The organism is Arthrobacter sp. 05T47 (genome assembly GCF_056395825.1).
The window spans coordinates 19,284-36,368 of record NZ_JBFTKG010000031.1; the positions used below are offsets into that span (position 1 = coordinate 19,284).

At 63.3% G+C, this 17,085-nt stretch carries 16 protein-coding genes; 14 read left to right on the plus strand and 2 right to left on the minus strand.

Annotation, left to right across the window (positions count from 1 at the left end; translation table 11 throughout):
- Positions 1 to 197 precede the first annotated feature (197 nt).
- Complete coding sequence (locus AC1DEY_RS17870; protein WP_476869131.1) at positions 198 to 785, plus strand: PASTA domain-containing protein; 588 nt, start codon at positions 198 to 200, stop codon at positions 783 to 785.
- A gap of 264 nt (positions 786 to 1,049) precedes the next feature.
- On the opposite strand, the gene AC1DEY_RS17875 is transcribed toward AC1DEY_RS17870, so the two are convergent.
- Complete coding sequence (locus AC1DEY_RS17875) at positions 1,050 to 1,847, minus strand: VWA domain-containing protein (RefSeq protein ID WP_476869132.1); 798 nt, start codon at positions 1,845 to 1,847, stop codon at positions 1,050 to 1,052.
- Positions 1,848 to 2,411: 564 nt separating this feature from the next.
- Between AC1DEY_RS17875 and AC1DEY_RS17880 the strand changes: the two genes are divergently transcribed.
- The 13 genes from AC1DEY_RS17880 to AC1DEY_RS17940 all read left to right on the plus strand — a co-directional run bounded on the left by AC1DEY_RS17880 (position 2,412) and on the right by AC1DEY_RS17940 (position 15,845).
- A complete protein-coding gene (locus AC1DEY_RS17880) occupies positions 2,412 to 3,761 on the plus strand; it encodes a GmrSD restriction endonuclease domain-containing protein (protein WP_476869133.1) in 1,350 nt (449 codons plus the stop codon).
- 228 nt (positions 3,762 to 3,989) lie between these two features.
- The gene (locus AC1DEY_RS17885; protein ID WP_476869134.1) at positions 3,990 to 5,159 is read left to right on the plus strand and encodes a DUF475 domain-containing protein; all 1,170 of its coding nucleotides are present in this window, start codon (positions 3,990 to 3,992) and stop codon (positions 5,157 to 5,159) included.
- A gap of 57 nt (positions 5,160 to 5,216) precedes the next feature.
- Complete coding sequence (locus AC1DEY_RS17890) at positions 5,217 to 5,807, plus strand: TerD family protein (protein ID WP_476869135.1); 591 nt, start codon at positions 5,217 to 5,219, stop codon at positions 5,805 to 5,807.
- Positions 5,808 to 5,869: 62 nt separating this feature from the next.
- Complete coding sequence (locus AC1DEY_RS17895) at positions 5,870 to 6,451, plus strand: TerD family protein (RefSeq protein ID WP_476869136.1); 582 nt, start codon at positions 5,870 to 5,872, stop codon at positions 6,449 to 6,451.
- 68 nt (positions 6,452 to 6,519) lie between these two features.
- The gene (locus AC1DEY_RS17900) at positions 6,520 to 7,101 is read left to right on the plus strand and encodes a TerD family protein (RefSeq protein WP_476869137.1); all 582 of its coding nucleotides are present in this window, start codon (positions 6,520 to 6,522) and stop codon (positions 7,099 to 7,101) included.
- A gap of 31 nt (positions 7,102 to 7,132) precedes the next feature.
- The gene (locus tag AC1DEY_RS17905) at positions 7,133 to 8,329 is read left to right on the plus strand and encodes a toxic anion resistance protein (protein WP_476869138.1); all 1,197 of its coding nucleotides are present in this window, start codon (positions 7,133 to 7,135) and stop codon (positions 8,327 to 8,329) included.
- A gap of 34 nt (positions 8,330 to 8,363) precedes the next feature.
- Entirely contained in the window at positions 8,364 to 8,885 is a 522-nt protein-coding gene (locus tag AC1DEY_RS17910; protein ID WP_476869139.1) for a hypothetical protein, read from the plus strand.
- 8 nt (positions 8,886 to 8,893) lie between these two features.
- The gene (locus tag AC1DEY_RS17915) at positions 8,894 to 9,436 is read left to right on the plus strand and encodes a TerD family protein (protein ID WP_476869160.1); all 543 of its coding nucleotides are present in this window, start codon (positions 8,894 to 8,896) and stop codon (positions 9,434 to 9,436) included.
- 284 nt (positions 9,437 to 9,720) lie between these two features.
- Positions 9,721 to 10,194: a hypothetical protein gene (locus AC1DEY_RS17920; protein WP_476869140.1), complete on the plus strand. Its 474-nt coding sequence runs from the start codon at positions 9,721 to 9,723 to the stop codon at positions 10,192 to 10,194.
- 34 nt (positions 10,195 to 10,228) lie between these two features.
- Entirely contained in the window at positions 10,229 to 11,410 is a 1,182-nt protein-coding gene (locus AC1DEY_RS17925) for an HpcH/HpaI aldolase/citrate lyase family protein (protein ID WP_476869141.1), read from the plus strand.
- Entirely contained in the window at positions 11,407 to 14,031 is a 2,625-nt protein-coding gene (locus AC1DEY_RS17930) for a phosphoribosyltransferase domain-containing protein (RefSeq protein WP_476869142.1), read from the plus strand. The genes AC1DEY_RS17925 and AC1DEY_RS17930 overlap by 4 nt, the downstream gene beginning before the upstream one ends.
- A complete protein-coding gene (locus AC1DEY_RS17935) occupies positions 14,028 to 14,915 on the plus strand; it encodes an HAD family hydrolase (RefSeq protein ID WP_476869143.1) in 888 nt (295 codons plus the stop codon). The genes AC1DEY_RS17930 and AC1DEY_RS17935 overlap by 4 nt, the downstream gene beginning before the upstream one ends.
- Before the next feature lie 210 nt (positions 14,916 to 15,125).
- The gene (locus AC1DEY_RS17940) at positions 15,126 to 15,845 is read left to right on the plus strand and encodes a hypothetical protein (protein ID WP_476869144.1); all 720 of its coding nucleotides are present in this window, start codon (positions 15,126 to 15,128) and stop codon (positions 15,843 to 15,845) included.
- Between the two features lie 173 nt (positions 15,846 to 16,018).
- On the opposite strand, the gene AC1DEY_RS17945 is transcribed toward AC1DEY_RS17940, so the two are convergent.
- A complete protein-coding gene (locus tag AC1DEY_RS17945) occupies positions 16,019 to 16,396 on the minus strand; it encodes a hypothetical protein (RefSeq protein ID WP_476869145.1) in 378 nt (125 codons plus the stop codon).
- Positions 16,397 to 17,085: the final 689 nt, after the last annotated feature.

Below are 17,085 nucleotides of genomic sequence, written 5' to 3' on the forward strand. Positions count from 1 at the left end.
GTCTCGCCCGGCTGCGCGGCGTTTGGAAGGCGGTCGAGATGACCGAAGGAAGGGTCTCCGGCAGAGAGGCACACACGCCTTCAAATTGTCATAGTCTTCCCAGGAAACTGGTAGCTTATTCCCAGCGAGCCCATCGGAAGCATCTGGCAACCACGCCCTTCCCGACAGTTGCGGCCTCGCTGCAAGCAGGGGGAATCTTGAAGAAAACACTCGCTCTAGTAATGCTCGCCGGTCTCATGCTGACAGGCTGCGGCAGCAAACAGGCATCCGCCCAAACGGAAACCGCCAAGGCAACGGCCGTCGCCGAGAACACCATCGAGGTCCCCGACGTCGTCGGGCTTACCCTCGACAAGGCCACTGACCAGCTCAAAGACCTCGGGCTGAAAGCCCACGCCACGGATGTGACTGACGGCAAAACGATCATCATCAAGAAAAACTGGCAGGTGGCCAGCGAGGATCCCCTCGCCCACGCCAAGGTCGCCGAGGGTTCCACAGTGGAGCTGGGGGTCAAGCACCTCACGGATGAAACGCCGACGCCGACACCCACTCCCCCACCCGCCCAGGTCCCCGCAAAAGTTGTAGCTCCCGTGGCCCCGCCGGTCGTGAAGGCACAGCCCGTGGCACCACCGGCAGCAAAGGCACCGCCGGTGGCGCCGCCGGTCGTGGAGGCTCCACCCGCAGTGGCACCGCCCGTTTACAACGGGATCATTTGCAAGGACGGCTACGCTTGGCCCGGAACGACGCGCCGGGGTGCCTGCCACGGCCACGGCGGCATCCGAAACTAATCGTCGCCACCGTGACAATGGCCGGGCCGCGCTCGAGGAGGCCTTTCGCTGTCGCGATGGGCACTGAGCCCGTGCTGCTGCTAGCCGAAACGGTACTGCTCAGCGCCGCACCGCTGACAGAGTACGGCTGGCTGCAGCCGAACACTTGCGGCCTGGGTGCTAGGCAACTGAGTCGACCGGTCATAGGTTGGTCCCGCGGGAACGTCGACGACCCTCTTCGTCTGCGCTGACAACTTGAAAACTATCGTGCCCGCTCCCGAAGCATTACTGGATGAGGTCCTTGTTACGGACTTCCTTGAGCCAGTCAGGGAACTCCGTCAGCATCTTCTTGAACAGGACGGCGTCGCTGATCGCGTCTACATCGCCGATCGGCTCGTAATTGGCATTGTCCACGAACCGCTCCGAGAGCGTATCCAGCTTCTCAAGGAAAACCATCGATTGGCTGCCGATGGAGAGGAATTTCCAGAAGATCGGCGCCGTCGACACATCGGTCAAAGCGCGGACGGCCTTCGACTGGTTGTCCGGGGCACCGTCGGTCAGGAACAGTACGTACACAGGAATGTCTGCGGGTTTGGACGGTGCCAGACTGGCTGGGACGGCCGGGGCTGGCTGTGCCTTGCCCAGTCCGAAGAACCCCCTTTTGGGCGGGGCAATCTGGGTAGGCGGGGCGACCGGGGCGAAACCGAAGTGGTCCCGGATGGTCAAGAAGGCGTCGGCGTAGTTTGTGCTGCCCATGCTCCGACCCTTGGTCAAGCGGTCCACTGAGCCGGCGAAGTCATCGATGCTGATCTCACCCAAGTACGCCGCCTTGGAGTCGAAGATGAAGAAGTCGATGGCTCCGTCATCATCGAACTGGGTTGCCAGAGCCAGTGCCTTTTCGACAAGGCGCTGCATCGCCCCTGACCTGTAAACCCGGCTCATGGAGCCCGAGTAGTCCAGGGCGACGGCGACCTTGGCCTTCTGGCCGTTCAGCCCGGAGACATCGACGGCCTGCGATGCGGTTTTGGCCAGTGAGAGAAGGCCCGGGGCCTTTTCGCTGATCTTGTCGAGGGAAAGTGCCATGTTTGAGTCCTTTTCGATGAGTATTGCCTACAATTTGGCTACATGTGGGCGGAATTTGGCGCTTTTCTCCGCATCGTGGCAGCCATCCCTTGAACTGGCTTGCCTAATTACGGCATTCCATCTTCACTAATTCGCGAGCGCTCTTGAGTTGCTCTTCGCCAAGATAGCGCAAGAATATCCACTTAGTGCCAAGTTCGACTTTAAGACCATGCATTTGTGAACCATGTCAGCATCGAGAGTTACTGCACATGAGCCAGAATCGAGGCGCGGGCCGGCGCACGCAGCTGGGCGCAAAACTGATCGCCTCCGTGAGGGCGCACCCACATCGACGAAACAGTGTGACGGAAATTAATCGACGTGGCTGCAAGGCCATATAATCCCCATGACGCACACAGCGTCAAAGGTCGGGCACCAGTAGCGAAGCTTTGGGGCCGAAAACATGGGGATGACAAATTGAATAGGTACCAATCGCTCCTAGGCAAGCAGGATCCGTACGCTGCGCCCAGGCCTCCACGGAAGCCGAAAGTTTCAACATTCGTGGTCGGAGCCCTCGCGTTGGGGGCCATGGCTTTGGGCGCTGGCAGCGGCGGGCTCGGCGGGGCACTGATATTCCTTGCCATATTCGCTGCCCTGACCGGCCTCTACGTCGTGATTACCGGCCGCCGTTCGTGGGCACGACTGCCTGGCAGCCGAAAAGTTGGCGGCGTCGTCCTGGCGGCCTCCCTGGTGCTCTTCGTCGTCGGCGCGATAACCCTCCCGCCCCGGTCGGCAGAAAGCATTGCTGCCGAGGCGGCTTCAGAGAATGCAAAGAGAGCAGCAGAAGAAGCATCCCGCGCTTCCGCCGCTTCGTCACCGGCCGCCTCGGCCGTCCCTTCCCCGACGCCGTCGCCAACTGACACCGGGGAACCACTGGACCCCGACAGGGTCACAGAACTCGCCAAAGGCGTCAGCTACTCAGCCCCGAAGAAGCAACCAGCCTACGCAACGAAGGCACTCGATCTCCTCGCAGCTCTGCCCATCAAGGGCAGCGCGCCGACCCCCGGGTACAGCGCCCGAGCTATGTACGGTGAGGCGTGGGCAGATGTCGACAGGAACGGGTGCGACACCCGGAACGACATACTCAAGCGAGACCTGACCGGCGTAGTTTTCACGAACGACTCGACGTGCAAGGTCGAGAGCGGAATCCTTGCCGACCCCTACACGGCTACGACTATCCACTTCCAACGAGGACCCGAAACCAGCAGCGCCGTGCAGATAGACCATGTTGTCGCCCTGGGCGATGCCTGGCTCACGGGCGCCCAGCAGCTGACGGGAGCTCAGCGCATGGCGTTTGCCAACGATCCCCTGAACCTTCAGGCCACGGACGGACCGACCGACGTCCAGAAAGGGGATAGCGACGCTGCTGCGTGGCTGCCACCGAACAAGAGTTTCCGCTGCAATTACGTTGCACGACAGATTTCCGTTAAGGCGACTTACGAGCTGTGGGTAACACAGGCCGAGCACGATGCGATGGTCAGGGTACTAGCGGACTGCGCCGGCCAGTTGGTTCCGACCAGTGAAAAGGAAGTGGCAGTGGCAGCGGCCGCCGAGGCTTCAAAGGCGCCGGAACCCGCGGCAAAAGCGGCTGTGGTTGTTCCGGCACCGGCGGCACCCGCACCGGCTCCGGCACCCGCACCGGCTCCGGCACCCGCATACGTCCCGCCGGCGCCCGTTTACGTCGCACCTGCCCCGGCACCTTATGTTCCACCGGCACCCGCGCCTGCACCCTATGTACCTCCGGCACCGGCACCCGGGGCAGCGTATTACGCCAACTGCACTGCGGCGAGACAAGCGGGGGCCGCCCCGATCTATGCAGGCCAGCCCGGTTACAGCCGCAAGCTCGACCGCGACGGCGACGGCATCGCGTGCGAGTAGAGCCGGCTATCGGTCCGGCCAGTGCACGAGAACGCTGCCCTCGCGCCTGCCTCTGAAGGGGATAGTTGGCGGTCAACTGAGAGGCTTTTCCCCTCGCCTTCGCCGACCGCGGAGGCGGCATGGGGACGAGTACCATCACAATCAAAAAAATACGGGGGCGTCGCATGACAAAGCGGCGCAGCGTGCGGATATGATGTGGGCACGAAGTCTTGGGGGATAACTTCCGGGATGATTTTCGCCGTCCTTCCGTCGTTGACGACCAAGGACCTTTCGCTCCAGGAGTTGTCCAGCTTGTTCCTTAAGACTTTCGGTTGGTCGTTCGCGGTCACCCTCATCGCATTGGTGGTCGCTTTTCTCTATGGCGGACCTCAGGCACTGATCCTCTGCCTTATTTTGGGCATTCTTGAAATCAGCCTGAGTTTCGACAACGCCGTAGTAAACGCCCGAATACTCGAGCGAATGAACCCGTTCTGGCAGAAAATGTTCCTGAGCGTGGGCGTCATTATCGCCGTGTTCGGTATGCGTATCCTTTTCCCCTTGCTCATCGTGGGAATTACCGCGGGCCTTAATCCCGTGGAAGCCGTTAGTCTGGCCATGGAAAAGGGCGACCCGCACACCCCGGGCAGCTACGGATACCTGCTGCACGAAGCCCACCCGCAGATCGCGGCCTTTGGTGGAATGTTCCTTCTGTTGCTGTTCTTGGACTTCATCCTGGCCCACCGTGACATCAAGTGGATCAAGTTCCTCGAGATCCCGCTCGCACGGCTGGGCAAATTGGAAGGCGCCTCTTTGATCATCGGGATGGCGGCACTGGCCATCGCCGGGGCTGTAGCCGGTGAGAAGCAGGGCATCGTCCTGCTCGCGGGCCTGTTGGGCATGATCACCTACTTCCTCGTGAACGGTCTTGGAAACCTGTTCGACGTCGATGAGGACGGCGATGTCGATGCCGCTGATGCGGACCTCGTGGTTCACTCAGGTCCCTCCGGCGCGGCTCAATTGGCCGGCAAGGCCGCCCTCATGCTCTTCCTGTACTTGGAAGTCATCGATGCGTCCTTCTCCTTCGACGGCGTCATCGGAGCCTTCGCGATCACCTCCGACCCGATCATCATTGCCCTCGGACTGGGCTTCATCGGGGCTATGTTCGTCCGCTCGCTGACCGTATTCCTGGTTCGGCAGGGGACGTTGGACGAATTCGAATACCTGGACCACGGCGCACACTGGGCCATCGGGGCCCTGGCCGTCATCCTGTTGGTCACTATCGTGGCTCCCGTCAACGAGATCGTTACCGGCCTCATCGGAGTCGTGTTTATCGGCGCGGCATTTCTCGGCTCGGTTCGACGCAACAAACGGGCACGCGCCGCCGAGCAGGCTCAATCACTTGAGCCTGCGAACAGCTAGTCCCCACCGGTAAAGACAAAAGCACCATCAGCCACCACTAGGAAAGCGAGTAGTTCAATGGGTTTGAGTTTGCAAAAAGGCCAGTCGCTGTCGCTGACGAAGAAGAACGGCGATTCGCTGACGAATGTCCGGCTGGGCCTGGGCTGGGATTCCGCGCTCCCTGCGAAAAAGGGATTCTTCGGCGGGACCAAAACGGTAGAGATCGACCTGGACGCGTCGGCCCTCCTGTTCGATGCACAGGGCCAGCATCTCGACACCGTATTCTTCAACCAGCTCACCAGCAAAGACGGTTCCATCAGCCACACGGGCGACAACCTGACAGGCGACGGGGACGGCGACGACGAGACCCTCATGGTGAATCTGCCGAATGTGTCACCGGCCGTCGCGCACATCGTTTTTGTCATCACCAGCTACAGCCAGCAGACCTTCGACATGGTCCAGAACGCATTCTGCCGCGTTATCGACGATTCGGCGGCAGGGAGTCCCGAAGTTGCCCGCTACGACCTCACCGAATCCGGACCGTACACGGCAATGGTCATATCGAAACTTTCGCGGAGCGGAAACGTCTGGAACTTCCAGGCCATCGGCGCGCCGGCTAATGGACGCACCCCCGGCGAGGTCCGCGCCGCGGCGGCTGCTGTCCTCTAGTCCGATCGGACGAGCGCTGTTGAGCGCTATCGCATGTACACGCCAAACTGAAGGAGTATCTCTTGTCTAGCCTGACTCTGAGCAAGGGCAGCAACCTGTCCCTCACCAAAGCCGACCCGGGCCTCCGCAAAGCCATGATCGGGCTCGGCTGGGATCCGCGGACCACCGCCGGCGAACAGTTCGACCTCGATGCCTCAGCGCTCCTGGTCCGCGCTGACGGCAAGGTCCGGTCCAACGATGATTTCATCTTCTACAACCAGTTGTCCTCGCCAGACGGGTCCATCGTGCACCAGGGCGACAACCGCACCGGCGAGGGTGAAGGCGACGACGAGCAAATCCTGATCGACCTCGATGCCGTCGCAGCAGACATCGCGAAGATCGTCATCGTCGTCTCCATTGACCAGGCAGAAGCGCGCCGCCAGAACTTCGGCCAAATACGCGACGCATTCTGCCGTGTCGTAAATCAGGAAACCGACAACGAAGTTGTCCGTTACGACCTCACTGAAGACGCTGCAGCGGAAACCTGCATGATTTTTGCCGAGATCTATCGAAACGGCGGCGAGTGGAAGTTCCGCGCCGTGGGGCAGGGATACGCCTCAGGCCTCCGCGGCGTGGCCACAGACTTCGGCATCGCGCTGGACTAGAAGTCGGTGGCCCGGCAACGCCGGGCCACCGCACCGCACTTTCACCAGATTGAACAAGGAGAACAACCATGGCAGGCCTGACTCTTACCAAAGGCAGTAACCTCTCGCTCACCAAGACCGATCCGGGGCTGAACAAGGTTCTCGTCGGGCTTGGCTGGGATCCCCGTACAACCACAGGTGACGCGTTCGACCTGGATGCCTCGGCCCTCCTCCTCGGCGCCGACGGCAAAGTCCGCAGCTCCGCGGACTTCATCTTCTACAACCAGCCGGCGGCAGCCGACGGCTCAGTGATTCATAAGGGCGACAACCGATCCGGCGAGGGCGACGGCGACGACGAAGTGGTCGCCGTCGAGCTTTCAGCAGTGGGCGCAGATGTTGAGCGGATTGTCTTCGTGGTCTCCATTGACCAGGCTGACACGCGCCGACAGAACTTCGGCCAGGTCCGCTCGGCCTACTGCCGCGTGGTCAACCAGGAAAGTGACGCGGAAGTGGTCCGCTACGACCTGAGCGAAGATGCGGCGCCGGAGACCTGCATGATCTTCTCAGAGCTCTACCGCCACAACGGCGAATGGAAGTTCAAAGCCGTCGGCCAGGGATACGCCACAGGCCTCGCCGGTATCGCCGCAGACTTCGGCGTCCAGCTCGGCTAACCCCCGAGTCCACAGAAAGAGAGACGCAACAATGAGCATGCAACTCACACCGCCGGAGACGTCTTCATCGACTCCTCTCGTCCTGAACGCTCCGGAGGCTCCGGGCATCGTCAAAGAAGACGACGCTCCGGGAATGGTCCCGGTCCCGGCCGAACGCCAGCAGGAAATAAATGCCCAGGCTCGTGCTTTCGTCAGCGAAGTCGCTGCCATGAGCCCGTTCAGCCCCGAATATTCCAGCAAGATTGATGGCATCAACCGGCTTGGTGGCCAGCAGCTCGTGGCATCCGCCAACACCTCGAGCCGGCTGCTGGAGCGGTCGTCCACCTCGCTGGCCGGCGCGAAGAAGTCCGGCAGCAGCGCCCAGGTGCAGGTTGCCTCAACGCTCGGTGAGCTTCGTTCCACCGTGGAAGACCTGACACCGAACAACGCAGATTTGGGCGTGGGCCGGAAGATCCTCGGGATCATCCCTGGCGGCAACAAGCTCGCCAAGTATTTCCAGAGATACGAGAGTGCGCAGACCCAGCTCGACAAGATCATCAAGTCACTGATGGCTGGCCAGGACGCGCTGCTGAAGGACAACGCCTCCCTTGCGCAGGAAAAGACCCAGCTGTGGGAGACCATGCAGGGGCTGAGCGAATACGCAGTATTTGCCAAGGCCTTGGACACGGCAACAGCCAGCAGGATCGATGAGATGAAGATGTCCGGCCAGATCGAGGAGGCCGGCAAACTGGACTCTGACGTGCTGTATCCGATCCGGCAGCGTCACCAGGACATCCTGACCCAGCTGGCAGTATCCGTTCAGGGCTACCTGGCCATCGACATGATCCGCAAGAACAACACCGAACTGATCAAGGGCGTCGAACGGGCGCGCACGACCACGATCTCGGCGCTGCGGACCGCTGTGATTGTGGCCCAGGCACTGGCCAACCAGAAAATGGTGCTCGACCAGATCGACGCCATTAATACGACGACGAACAACATGATCCTTAAGACGAGCGAGATGCTCAAGGATCAGACCGCGCGGATCCACCAGCAGGCGGCGAGCTCCGGTGTCAGCGTGGAAACGCTGCAGAAGGCGTTCGACAATGTCTTCCAGACCATGGACGCCATCGACACCTTCCGCTCACAGGCCAACAAGAGCATGGAAGGCACCGTGCACGCCCTCGAAACCGGGCTGGAACGGGCCCGCCCCTACCTGGAAAGGGTGCGGCAGCAGGAAGGGAATTAGTGGTCATCAGCCCTGAGCAATAGGCTTACAGGCTATGGTCGCAAAATTCTTAGGCTCGCTGTTTGGCGGCGGAGTGGTAGCCCACTCCGCCGCCGTCTCCGGTGCCGAATCTCCAGCCGCAGTCGATACGACTGCAGACGAACTGGCAGTCACCGGAGACGCGCTCGAGGGGCTGCGGCGAACGGTACTGGCCAATGGCGCGGAACTGCCCACCCTCGTGGTGTCACAGGTATTGCAGTTGGCCGACATCCTTCGCGCCCTTATCGGCTACATTGGCCGTTCGGGGGCGTCGACCGAGCAGCGCGTACTACTGAATGCCGTCATCACCGACTATCTGCCGTCCCCTTTGCGGTCATATCTGATGCTGGCCCCTGGGCCGCGGCGAGAAGATTCCGCCGAGACGACGGCGCTGCTGGAACAGTTCGACACGCTCTACTCCACCGTCAAGAACCTGGACAACCAGGTCCGTACGGGGGCCATTACGGAACTGGCCGTCCACGGCCAGTTCCTGAGGGACAAGTTTGATATTGATGGTCTTCATTTGGAAGGACGCTAGTGGCTTCGATGGTCGCGGGCAGTAACGCCGCCCTTACCGCTGAGAACCCCGGGCTGGAGAAAGTGCTGCTGGGAATCGGCTGGGACACAGTCCCTAGCAGGGGCCCGCAAGCCGAACTGGTCCCCATGGTGATCATGTGCGGGACCGATGGCCGCGCCATTTCGGATGAACATCTGGTCTTTTTCAACCAGATCGCCAGCCCTGACGGCAGCATTTCCTTCGCCGGAGCGGAAGACCAGGAACAAATCGACGTCGACCTCAATCGGGTGCCCGAGGCGGTCCACAAAATCACCGTGCTGCTCTATGTAGATCCGGAGGTGCGCGGCCCCGGTACCTTCGGAGCCGTGAAGAACGCCTACCTGCGGGTCGCCACCGAACAAAACCGGGAGCTCCTGCGTTTCAGTGTTCCGCGGGGGGACCTCGACAAGATCAACGCCATGATTCTCGGGGAGCTTTACCGGCACGCGGGGGGCTGGAAATTCCGTGCCCTCGGTCAAGGCTATGAGACCGGGCTCGCAGCCGTTGCCGCCGACTTCAAGTTGAGGCTCTGAACATGACGTTGGACCGAACCTCGCTGCGGACCGACATCGGATACCTCAGCCGGCGCCGGAAGCCTGTGGGGCAGCCGGATCCTCTTGGACCTACCTCGCAAAGTACAGCATCGTCCTTACACCCCGGCGCAAGCCAGACGGGTTCTGGCGGACTCACGCTCGGCGCGCGCCCGGCACGCACACCATCCACGAAGGCCTCAACGGTTTCAAAGCCGGAGCCACGGCCCGCTCCGGCCACATCGGAGCGGCTTTTCCCTGCCCCGGTTTTTGGCAGCCTCCGCGAGTTGGGGGAAGCCAACCCGGTGGTGCGCCTGAACGCCAGGCAATCCGCGATTGGTTCGCTCCTGGTGACCGGGATTCGCTCGACGGCATGGGAGGACCAGCAGCTCACCACGGGCGCCCACCACGTGGACGGGCACAAGGCCGGCACCACCGTCATCACCACGGGAAACCGGCCCTTGGCTGGTGTCCAGGACGGGGCCGGCATCGTGTCCCTGCGCCATGTCCGACTCCTGCGCCGCGCCCTACTCGTCGCGGGAGAGACTCCGCTGACCGTCGGAGTCTTCGACGGCGCGGCCGCCGCGGTGGCCGCCCGGAACGAAGGCGGGCTGCGGAGCGTTTTGTACGTCGTGCGGGTCGGCGCGATCCTGGAGCTTCGCACCGAGTTCGTCCCGGCAGAGGCCTCAGACGCAGCCATCTGGGCTATCTTCGGGTTCACTATGACCATTCCACTGGACCAACGGGTCCTCCTCCGCTGATCCAGCAGCGTACTACTGCAACATCTAGGGGACGATGCAGCACTTCAAAGCCTTGGCCGAATCCGTCAAGGAACGGCTTTTCCACCTGCGCCCCGAGCTCCTTCACCGCACCTCAGATCCCGGCCTGCTGGCCGTCGCGCTGGGTGCCACCCTGTACTCGCCGGCCACGAGAAGCTCGCTGGCACACGGAATCCGGAAACAAGCCGAGGCGGGATGCCTCAGCATCGTCGTCTGCCTCGAAGATGCCGTTCCAGACGAGGAAGTGCCCGCCGCAGAGGAGAACCTGCTCGGTGCACTGGCCGAACTGTCCTTAGACGATCCGGGCCAGCTCCCGCTGATCTTCATCCGGTGCCGTACGCCCGAACAGCTGCTCGACGTCGGACGCAGGGCAGGCGCGGCTCTCGGAGTCGTCTACGGCTTCGTCCTGCCCAAATTCGAGAACGAGACTGGGCGCGGGCGTGCCTTCCTAGCGGCACTGGAGCTGTTGAACGAAGAATCCGGACGCACCGGGGGCTCAACGAAACAGGCCTTGAGGGCAATGCCGATCATCGAGGATCTTTCGACAACTCATCTAGAGTCACGTGTCCGGGTGCTGACAGACAATCTGGCCCTGGTCGAAGAGTTCCGTGACTTGGTGCTGTGCGTCCGGATCGGTGCCACGGACATGTCCAGTGCCTTTGGCCTGCGGCGTTCCCGCGATCTGACTATCTACAACGTCAAGGTGGTCGCGAACATCATTGGCGATGTCGTGAATATCTTCGGCCGCCCGCATGACGGCTGGGTCATCTCCGGCCCCGTCTGGGAACACTTCGTCAACACGGAACGGGTCCTACGGCCCCAACTGCGGTCCACGCCCTTTGAAGCCGTCAATGAGGGCCAACTCCGGCAGCGCATCCTGATGGATAATCTGGATGGCCTGATTCGCGAGATCGAACTGGATCTCGCGAACGGCCTGCTGGGCAAGACCGTCATCCATCCCAGCCATGTGCCGGTGGTGCACGCCATGTGCGTCGTGAGCGACGAGGAATACCTCGATGCCCTGGACATAGCCGGGAGCGCAGGCGGAGGCGTGAAGGCCTCGTCCTATGGAAACAAGATGAACGAGCTGAAGCCACACCGTGCATGGGCGGAGCGGACCCTATTGCGTGCCCGGGCCTTCGGGGTCGCGAGGCCGGGCGTCAGTTTTGTCGAACTATTGGAAGCGAGCATGAGGTGAAGCAAATCTCTACTGATGCTCCCTGGAGCGGCGGTTATGTGCGCGATGCCCTCGGCGTCGACGTTGCCTCAGACCCCAGTCGCAGCGTGCTGCCGGTAAAAGCACTGGTCGGGCTGGCACTGCGGCGCAATCCCAAAAGGGCCCACCTGCTCGTCTCCCGCGTGCTCGCCAAGCACGTGCCCACCGAACCGGGGATCGCGACGGCGGCGGGGCAGCTTCTGGGGCTCTTGGTCCGAAGGGAACTCGAACTCCCCGCGGTTGCCGGCCCGGACGCCGAATCACTGAACGACGTCATTGACGAGGCCGCGGGCAGGCTGGCGCGCCTGCTGGAGGGCGACACGGTTGCGGACGGCGGCACGGCACCGAACGAGGACGGGAGACGCAGCAGGCTCGCCGACGTGGCCCGCCTGGGCGAACTGCTCGTCCGATGGCAAACAGAATTTCCCGGCGTCGTGACCATTGGTTACGCCGAAACAGCCACCGGGCTGGGCCAGCTGGTGGCCGGGCAACTGGGAACCTATTACATCCACTCGACCCGGCTGAGCAGCAACGAAGTGGAACCCTACGGCGCGTTCGAGGAAATGCATTCACACGCAACTTCCCACCAGTTGCTGCCAACTAGCCGCGCCGCCCTGGACTTGGCCGAGACCGTGGTCCTGGTCGATGACGAGCTGAGCACCGGCGCCACGATCATCAACACCATCCGCGAACTGCACCGCACCGCACCGCACCGGCACTACGTCGTCGCCTCCCTAGTGGACCTGCGCTCCACCGCAGACCTGGACCGCCTCGATGAACTGGCACGCGAACTCAGCGCCAGGATTAGTGCTGTGGCACTGGCGCAGGGAAGCATCCGGCTGCCAGAAACGCTCGCTTCAGACGCGGCGGAACTGATCAGCAGCATCCCACTCGCGTGCGCAGCCGTCCCCGCGCCGGGCCGGATCCGGCTGCTGGACCTGCACGGAATCGTGCCACCAATCCGCAGCCCCCGCTTTGGCGTTGCCGGCCGTCCCGATCCGGACCAGGCAGCGCGCATCGCGGGCGCCCTGGCGGCGGCACTTGGCAGCCGCGGCGGGATGAGGGCCCGGGTGCTGGTCCTCGCCACGGAGGAATTCATGGCGCTGCCCCTGGCGGTCGCCGCACGGCTGCAGGACCTGTGCCCTGACGCCGACATCCGCTATTCCACCAGTACCCGCTCACCGATCGCCGCGCTGGACGAACCGGACTACGCCATCCGTTCCGCCATTGCCTTTGGCAGCGACGACGACGCTCCGGACGGCCCCGGGGCCCGGTTTGCCTACAACTTCATGCACCCCGAAGGACGCTTCGATACGGTGCTCATCATGGCGGAACCCGGCACCGCAGAGTCGGGGCTCCTGGGCCCCGGCAAGATCGCCGAGGCCGTTGCTGGTAGCGCCGACGATGTCAGGCTGGTCATGTTGCCGGTCCAGACACCGTTTCCGACGCCGCTGCTCGGCCCCGCCTTCGGCTCCTATCTGCCGGAGGACGTCGAATGGCTACTAAAGGACCTGAGTTCCGCGCAATTGGAAGCGCCGAGGGAAGAGCGTGAGGCCGCTATCCAGTCCGGCAAGGCCAGTTACGCCGAATCGCTGCCGCAGGAGTTCGAACCCTCGCCCGAGTACGGCGCCTTGTTCCAGGCCGCGCTGGAGAGCTCGGCCGTCCGGATCGCGCACGCCGTCGGAACGCTCACCGAGCAGGTCTTGAAGCTGCGCGGCAACGCACCTGTGTTGGTTTCGCTCGCCCGCGCAGGAACTCCCGTGGGCATCCTGATGAAGCGTTGGGCCTGGGAAGTCCACGGACTCAAGCTGCCGCACTATGCCATCAGCATCGTGCGCGGGCTCGGCATCGACCAGACGGCCCTCGGCTATCTCGCGTCCCGGCACCGCCCGGACGACATCATGTTCGTGGACGGCTGGACCGGCAAGGGAGCCATCGCCCGCGAACTCGCCGCCGCCGTCGAGCTCTTCCGACAGACCGATGGGCCGGCGTTCCGGCCCGACCTTGCAGTCCTCGCGGACCCGGGGCACTGCGTCCGGATCTTCGGCACGAGGGATGACTATCTGGTCCCCTCCGCCTGCCTGAACTCGACCGTCTCCGGTCTCGTCTCCCGCACCGTATTCAACAAGGCACTGATCGGCCCCGGCGATTTTCACGGGGCCAAGTTCTACTCGGAGCTGTCCGGCAGCGACGTCTCCGGCGACTTCCTGGCAGCCGTGACGGCGCAGTTCGCTGGCGTCCGGGAGGACGTACTGCGGGGTGCAGCGCACGCCCCTTCCGATGGCTCAGGGCTCCCCGAAGCAGACTGGTCCGGGTGGTCCGCCGTCGAGCAGCTCAGCCGCAGCTTCGGCATCAACAACGTGAACCTGGTCAAACCAGGTGTCGGTGAAACCACCAGGGTCCTCCTGCGTCGCGTGCCTTGGAAGGTGCTGGTGCGCCCCGAGGCCGTGCCCGAACTCGCCCACGTGCTGCATCTGGCCGAACACCGCGGTGTCGAGGTACTGGAAGTCCCTGGCCTGGCCTACAGCTGCGTCGGGCTGATCCATCCGCTGCACACGCCGGGAGCAACCGGCGCCGACGGCAAAGCCGTGGTGGACGTATGAGCCTTCACTCAAGCGGCGCGCCGGTTATGGTAGCCAGCGATCTGGACCGCACGCTGATCTATTCGGCAAACTCCATGGCGCTCACGGGAAGCGACCACCTGGCACCCCGGATGGTGGTCGCGGAGGTGTACGACGCAGCTCCCCTGTCCTTCATGACCAGGACAGCGGAGGAGTTGCTGGAGAGGATCGTGGAGAGGAGTGTCTTCGTACCCGTCACCACCCGCACCCGGGCGCAGTTCTCCCGGGTGCGGGTGCCCGGCTCCGGCCGCGGATACGCCGTGACGACGAACGGTGCCGTGCTGCTGCACGACGGCGAGTCGGATGGTGACTGGTCGCGGCACATCCAGCGGTCGTTGGGGTCAGACTGCGCGCCCCTGGATGACGTGTTGGACCACCTCAGAGGCGCGGCCGCAGTCCCCGCCGTCTTGAGGATACGGACCGCCGAAGAATACTTTGTGTACTCGATCGTTGACCGGGACGGGCTGCCCGAAGCGTATCTGGACGAGCTCGGCGCCTGGTGCCAGGCCCGCGGCTGGACGACGTCTTTGCAAGGGCGGAAGCTCTACTGCGTCCCGGCCCCGATCACCAAGGAAGCCGCTGTGGACGAGGTGCGGCGGCGGACCGGATCAGGTCTTCTTGTAGCCGCGGGCGACTCCCGGCTGGATGCGGGCATCCTCGAGCTGGCGGACATCGCCATCCGTCCATCGCACGGCGAACTCGACAGCGACTCGTTCACGCTGCCAAACCTAACGGTGACTTCGGCCTCCGGAGTCCTGGCCGGCGAGGAGATCCTGCGTTTCGTCAGCGACGTCCTGGCGGAAACCATGGCTCCGCTCCCCTATTCTGTCGCCGAGCAGAGGCCGACTGTCCCGACCGCGTTCTAATCCGTTTGTCGTCGGGGAGCGCTACGAGCGCCATGAGCCGTAGACACCCCGGCCGAACCCGGCTTCGCTTGACTGCCGCAATATACGGGTCCGTAACCGTCATGCGGGCTTCCACCCTGCACAATGGTTTCGGGTCGGCCGAGTCTTGTCGTCCCGGCCCCGCGCACCTACCGAACGGCCCGCGGCCAGACCATCATTTGGGGGAGAAACATGAGCAACGAATACCGGCTCGACGACGGGATGCCACGTTACGGATCCCGCTCGGAGGGATACACACCTCACGAGGCAGCGCCGGCCGCGGCAGTGCGCGTGGAGGAGGCCCCGGAGGGAGCTGCACGCCTCGGACTCGACGAGATGGCAGCGGCCATCGACCGACGGCTGACCAGCTCGTGGGCCGACAGGGACAATCCGCTCGTCGCGGCGATGCGAAAGACCCACCCCGAAGAACTGGCGGCCGCCCGCGCGCTCGTGAAGTTGCACCTGGGCTCGCAACGGCAATGGCGGCTGAAGGCCGAGGCCGTGCGGAACAAGCGCCTGGCAGCGACCATGCGCCAGCGCCGGTCCTCCGGCACCGCCCGGGAGGTCTTTGCACTGCGTGCCATACTCATGGCTGGACTCATCGCCCTGCCGACCTACATCGTGGCCACCAGCCGGGAAGACCTGCTCAAACTCGTGCTCGTCGGCATCGGCTGCATTGCGGTCGCGATGACAGGTGGGCACTACATCACTGTCCACGCGCGAGTGCCGGTGATGCCAAACATCCGGGCCGCGTGGCTGGCCGAGATTCGCGAGGACGTCGTCGACGCCACCCTGGTCGCCATCCTGCAGAACAACGGAGCCGGACTTGATGCGGGGACCGCCGCCGCCGGCCGGCGCGGCTGGACGAGCATCCAGACCGCGGCCAAAGCCATGGACGCACTCCACAGCTGACCCGCTTTCGGCCCACGACGGCTGCATCCAATGGGGAAGGTTCGCCTCGACCGTGCACGCGGAACAGACCATCCCGTAGGCGGTTCTACTGATGGCCGTAAACGAGGAAACCCGGAGACAACAGGAAGGTTCCGCATGGTTCGTTGGTGCGGAACCTTCCTGTGCGCAACCGATTAGGCGCCGCGCTTCTCCCGCGACAGCCCAAGGCCCATGACGATGAGGACGGGGGTGGCCAGAAGAAGCGACGTTATGAACAGGGCCGCCCCGAAATACGGCACGGCCAGACCGATGAGTCCCAACAGCAAGGCAAGGCCCGCGAAGGTCAGGGACGTTATCGGTGACCCGTGGCTCCGGCTGCGCTGGTTGGACAGGAGGACGATGCCGGCAGTGATGTTGCCCAGTGCGGCTACCAAGATGAGGAATGCCATGAATGCCGTGCCGCCGCCTGCGCTGAAGCCGGCTATGGACGGGACGAAAAGCCAGGTACCAAGAGCGATCCCTACGATGCCGGCCGCGACACGGTAGCCGGAAGACTTGGGACCCTTTGGCACGGCCGGACCCCATGGGCCCGGCTGCTGGTTGTATGGGCCTGGTAGTGGCTGAGCGTACGGTCCCGGGGCCGCATAACCGTGCGGCGGGTACACAGCTTGGTGTTGCCCATAGGACTGCGGCTGGCCCGGGTATCCGCCTGGCGCGGCATACTGCGGCGGAGCCTGTTGAATAGGCGCCTGAAACTGCGGCTGGCCGTAGCCCTCGGGCTGCTGGGCCGGGTACTGCGGTGTCGATTGGGGCGCCTGCGATGCGGGCGGGATCGGCGGAAAGTTCTCAGTCAAGGTTCCCCCATGGGTAGTGTTCGGATCGCTGCCAGACTAGCCGCGGCAACAAGGATCAAGCTGATGTGACGCCGCGCAGTCGAGGTGTCGTGATCTGATCGTTCACAGATTACATCCAGCAAGCACCCAGAGCCGATGTCTCATTGCGGATCATTCGCGGATGTCGCATATTGCGTCCTACATCGTCAGGAAACGGCGGTCGGCAGGGATGGTCGGCGTGTCCGCCTCAGCGAGCTCGGCGGTCGCAGCCAATTATTGCTATCGGACTGCGGCCCTCAGTCCACACCCGATGCCTCCGCCTCGGGACACCCGCAGGCTAACCACTTGAACGCTGGCACTTTCCGAAAATCCCCCGAGATGGCACTTTCCGATGTGTCTGCATTCGATTGCGCGGATGCAATGTAACA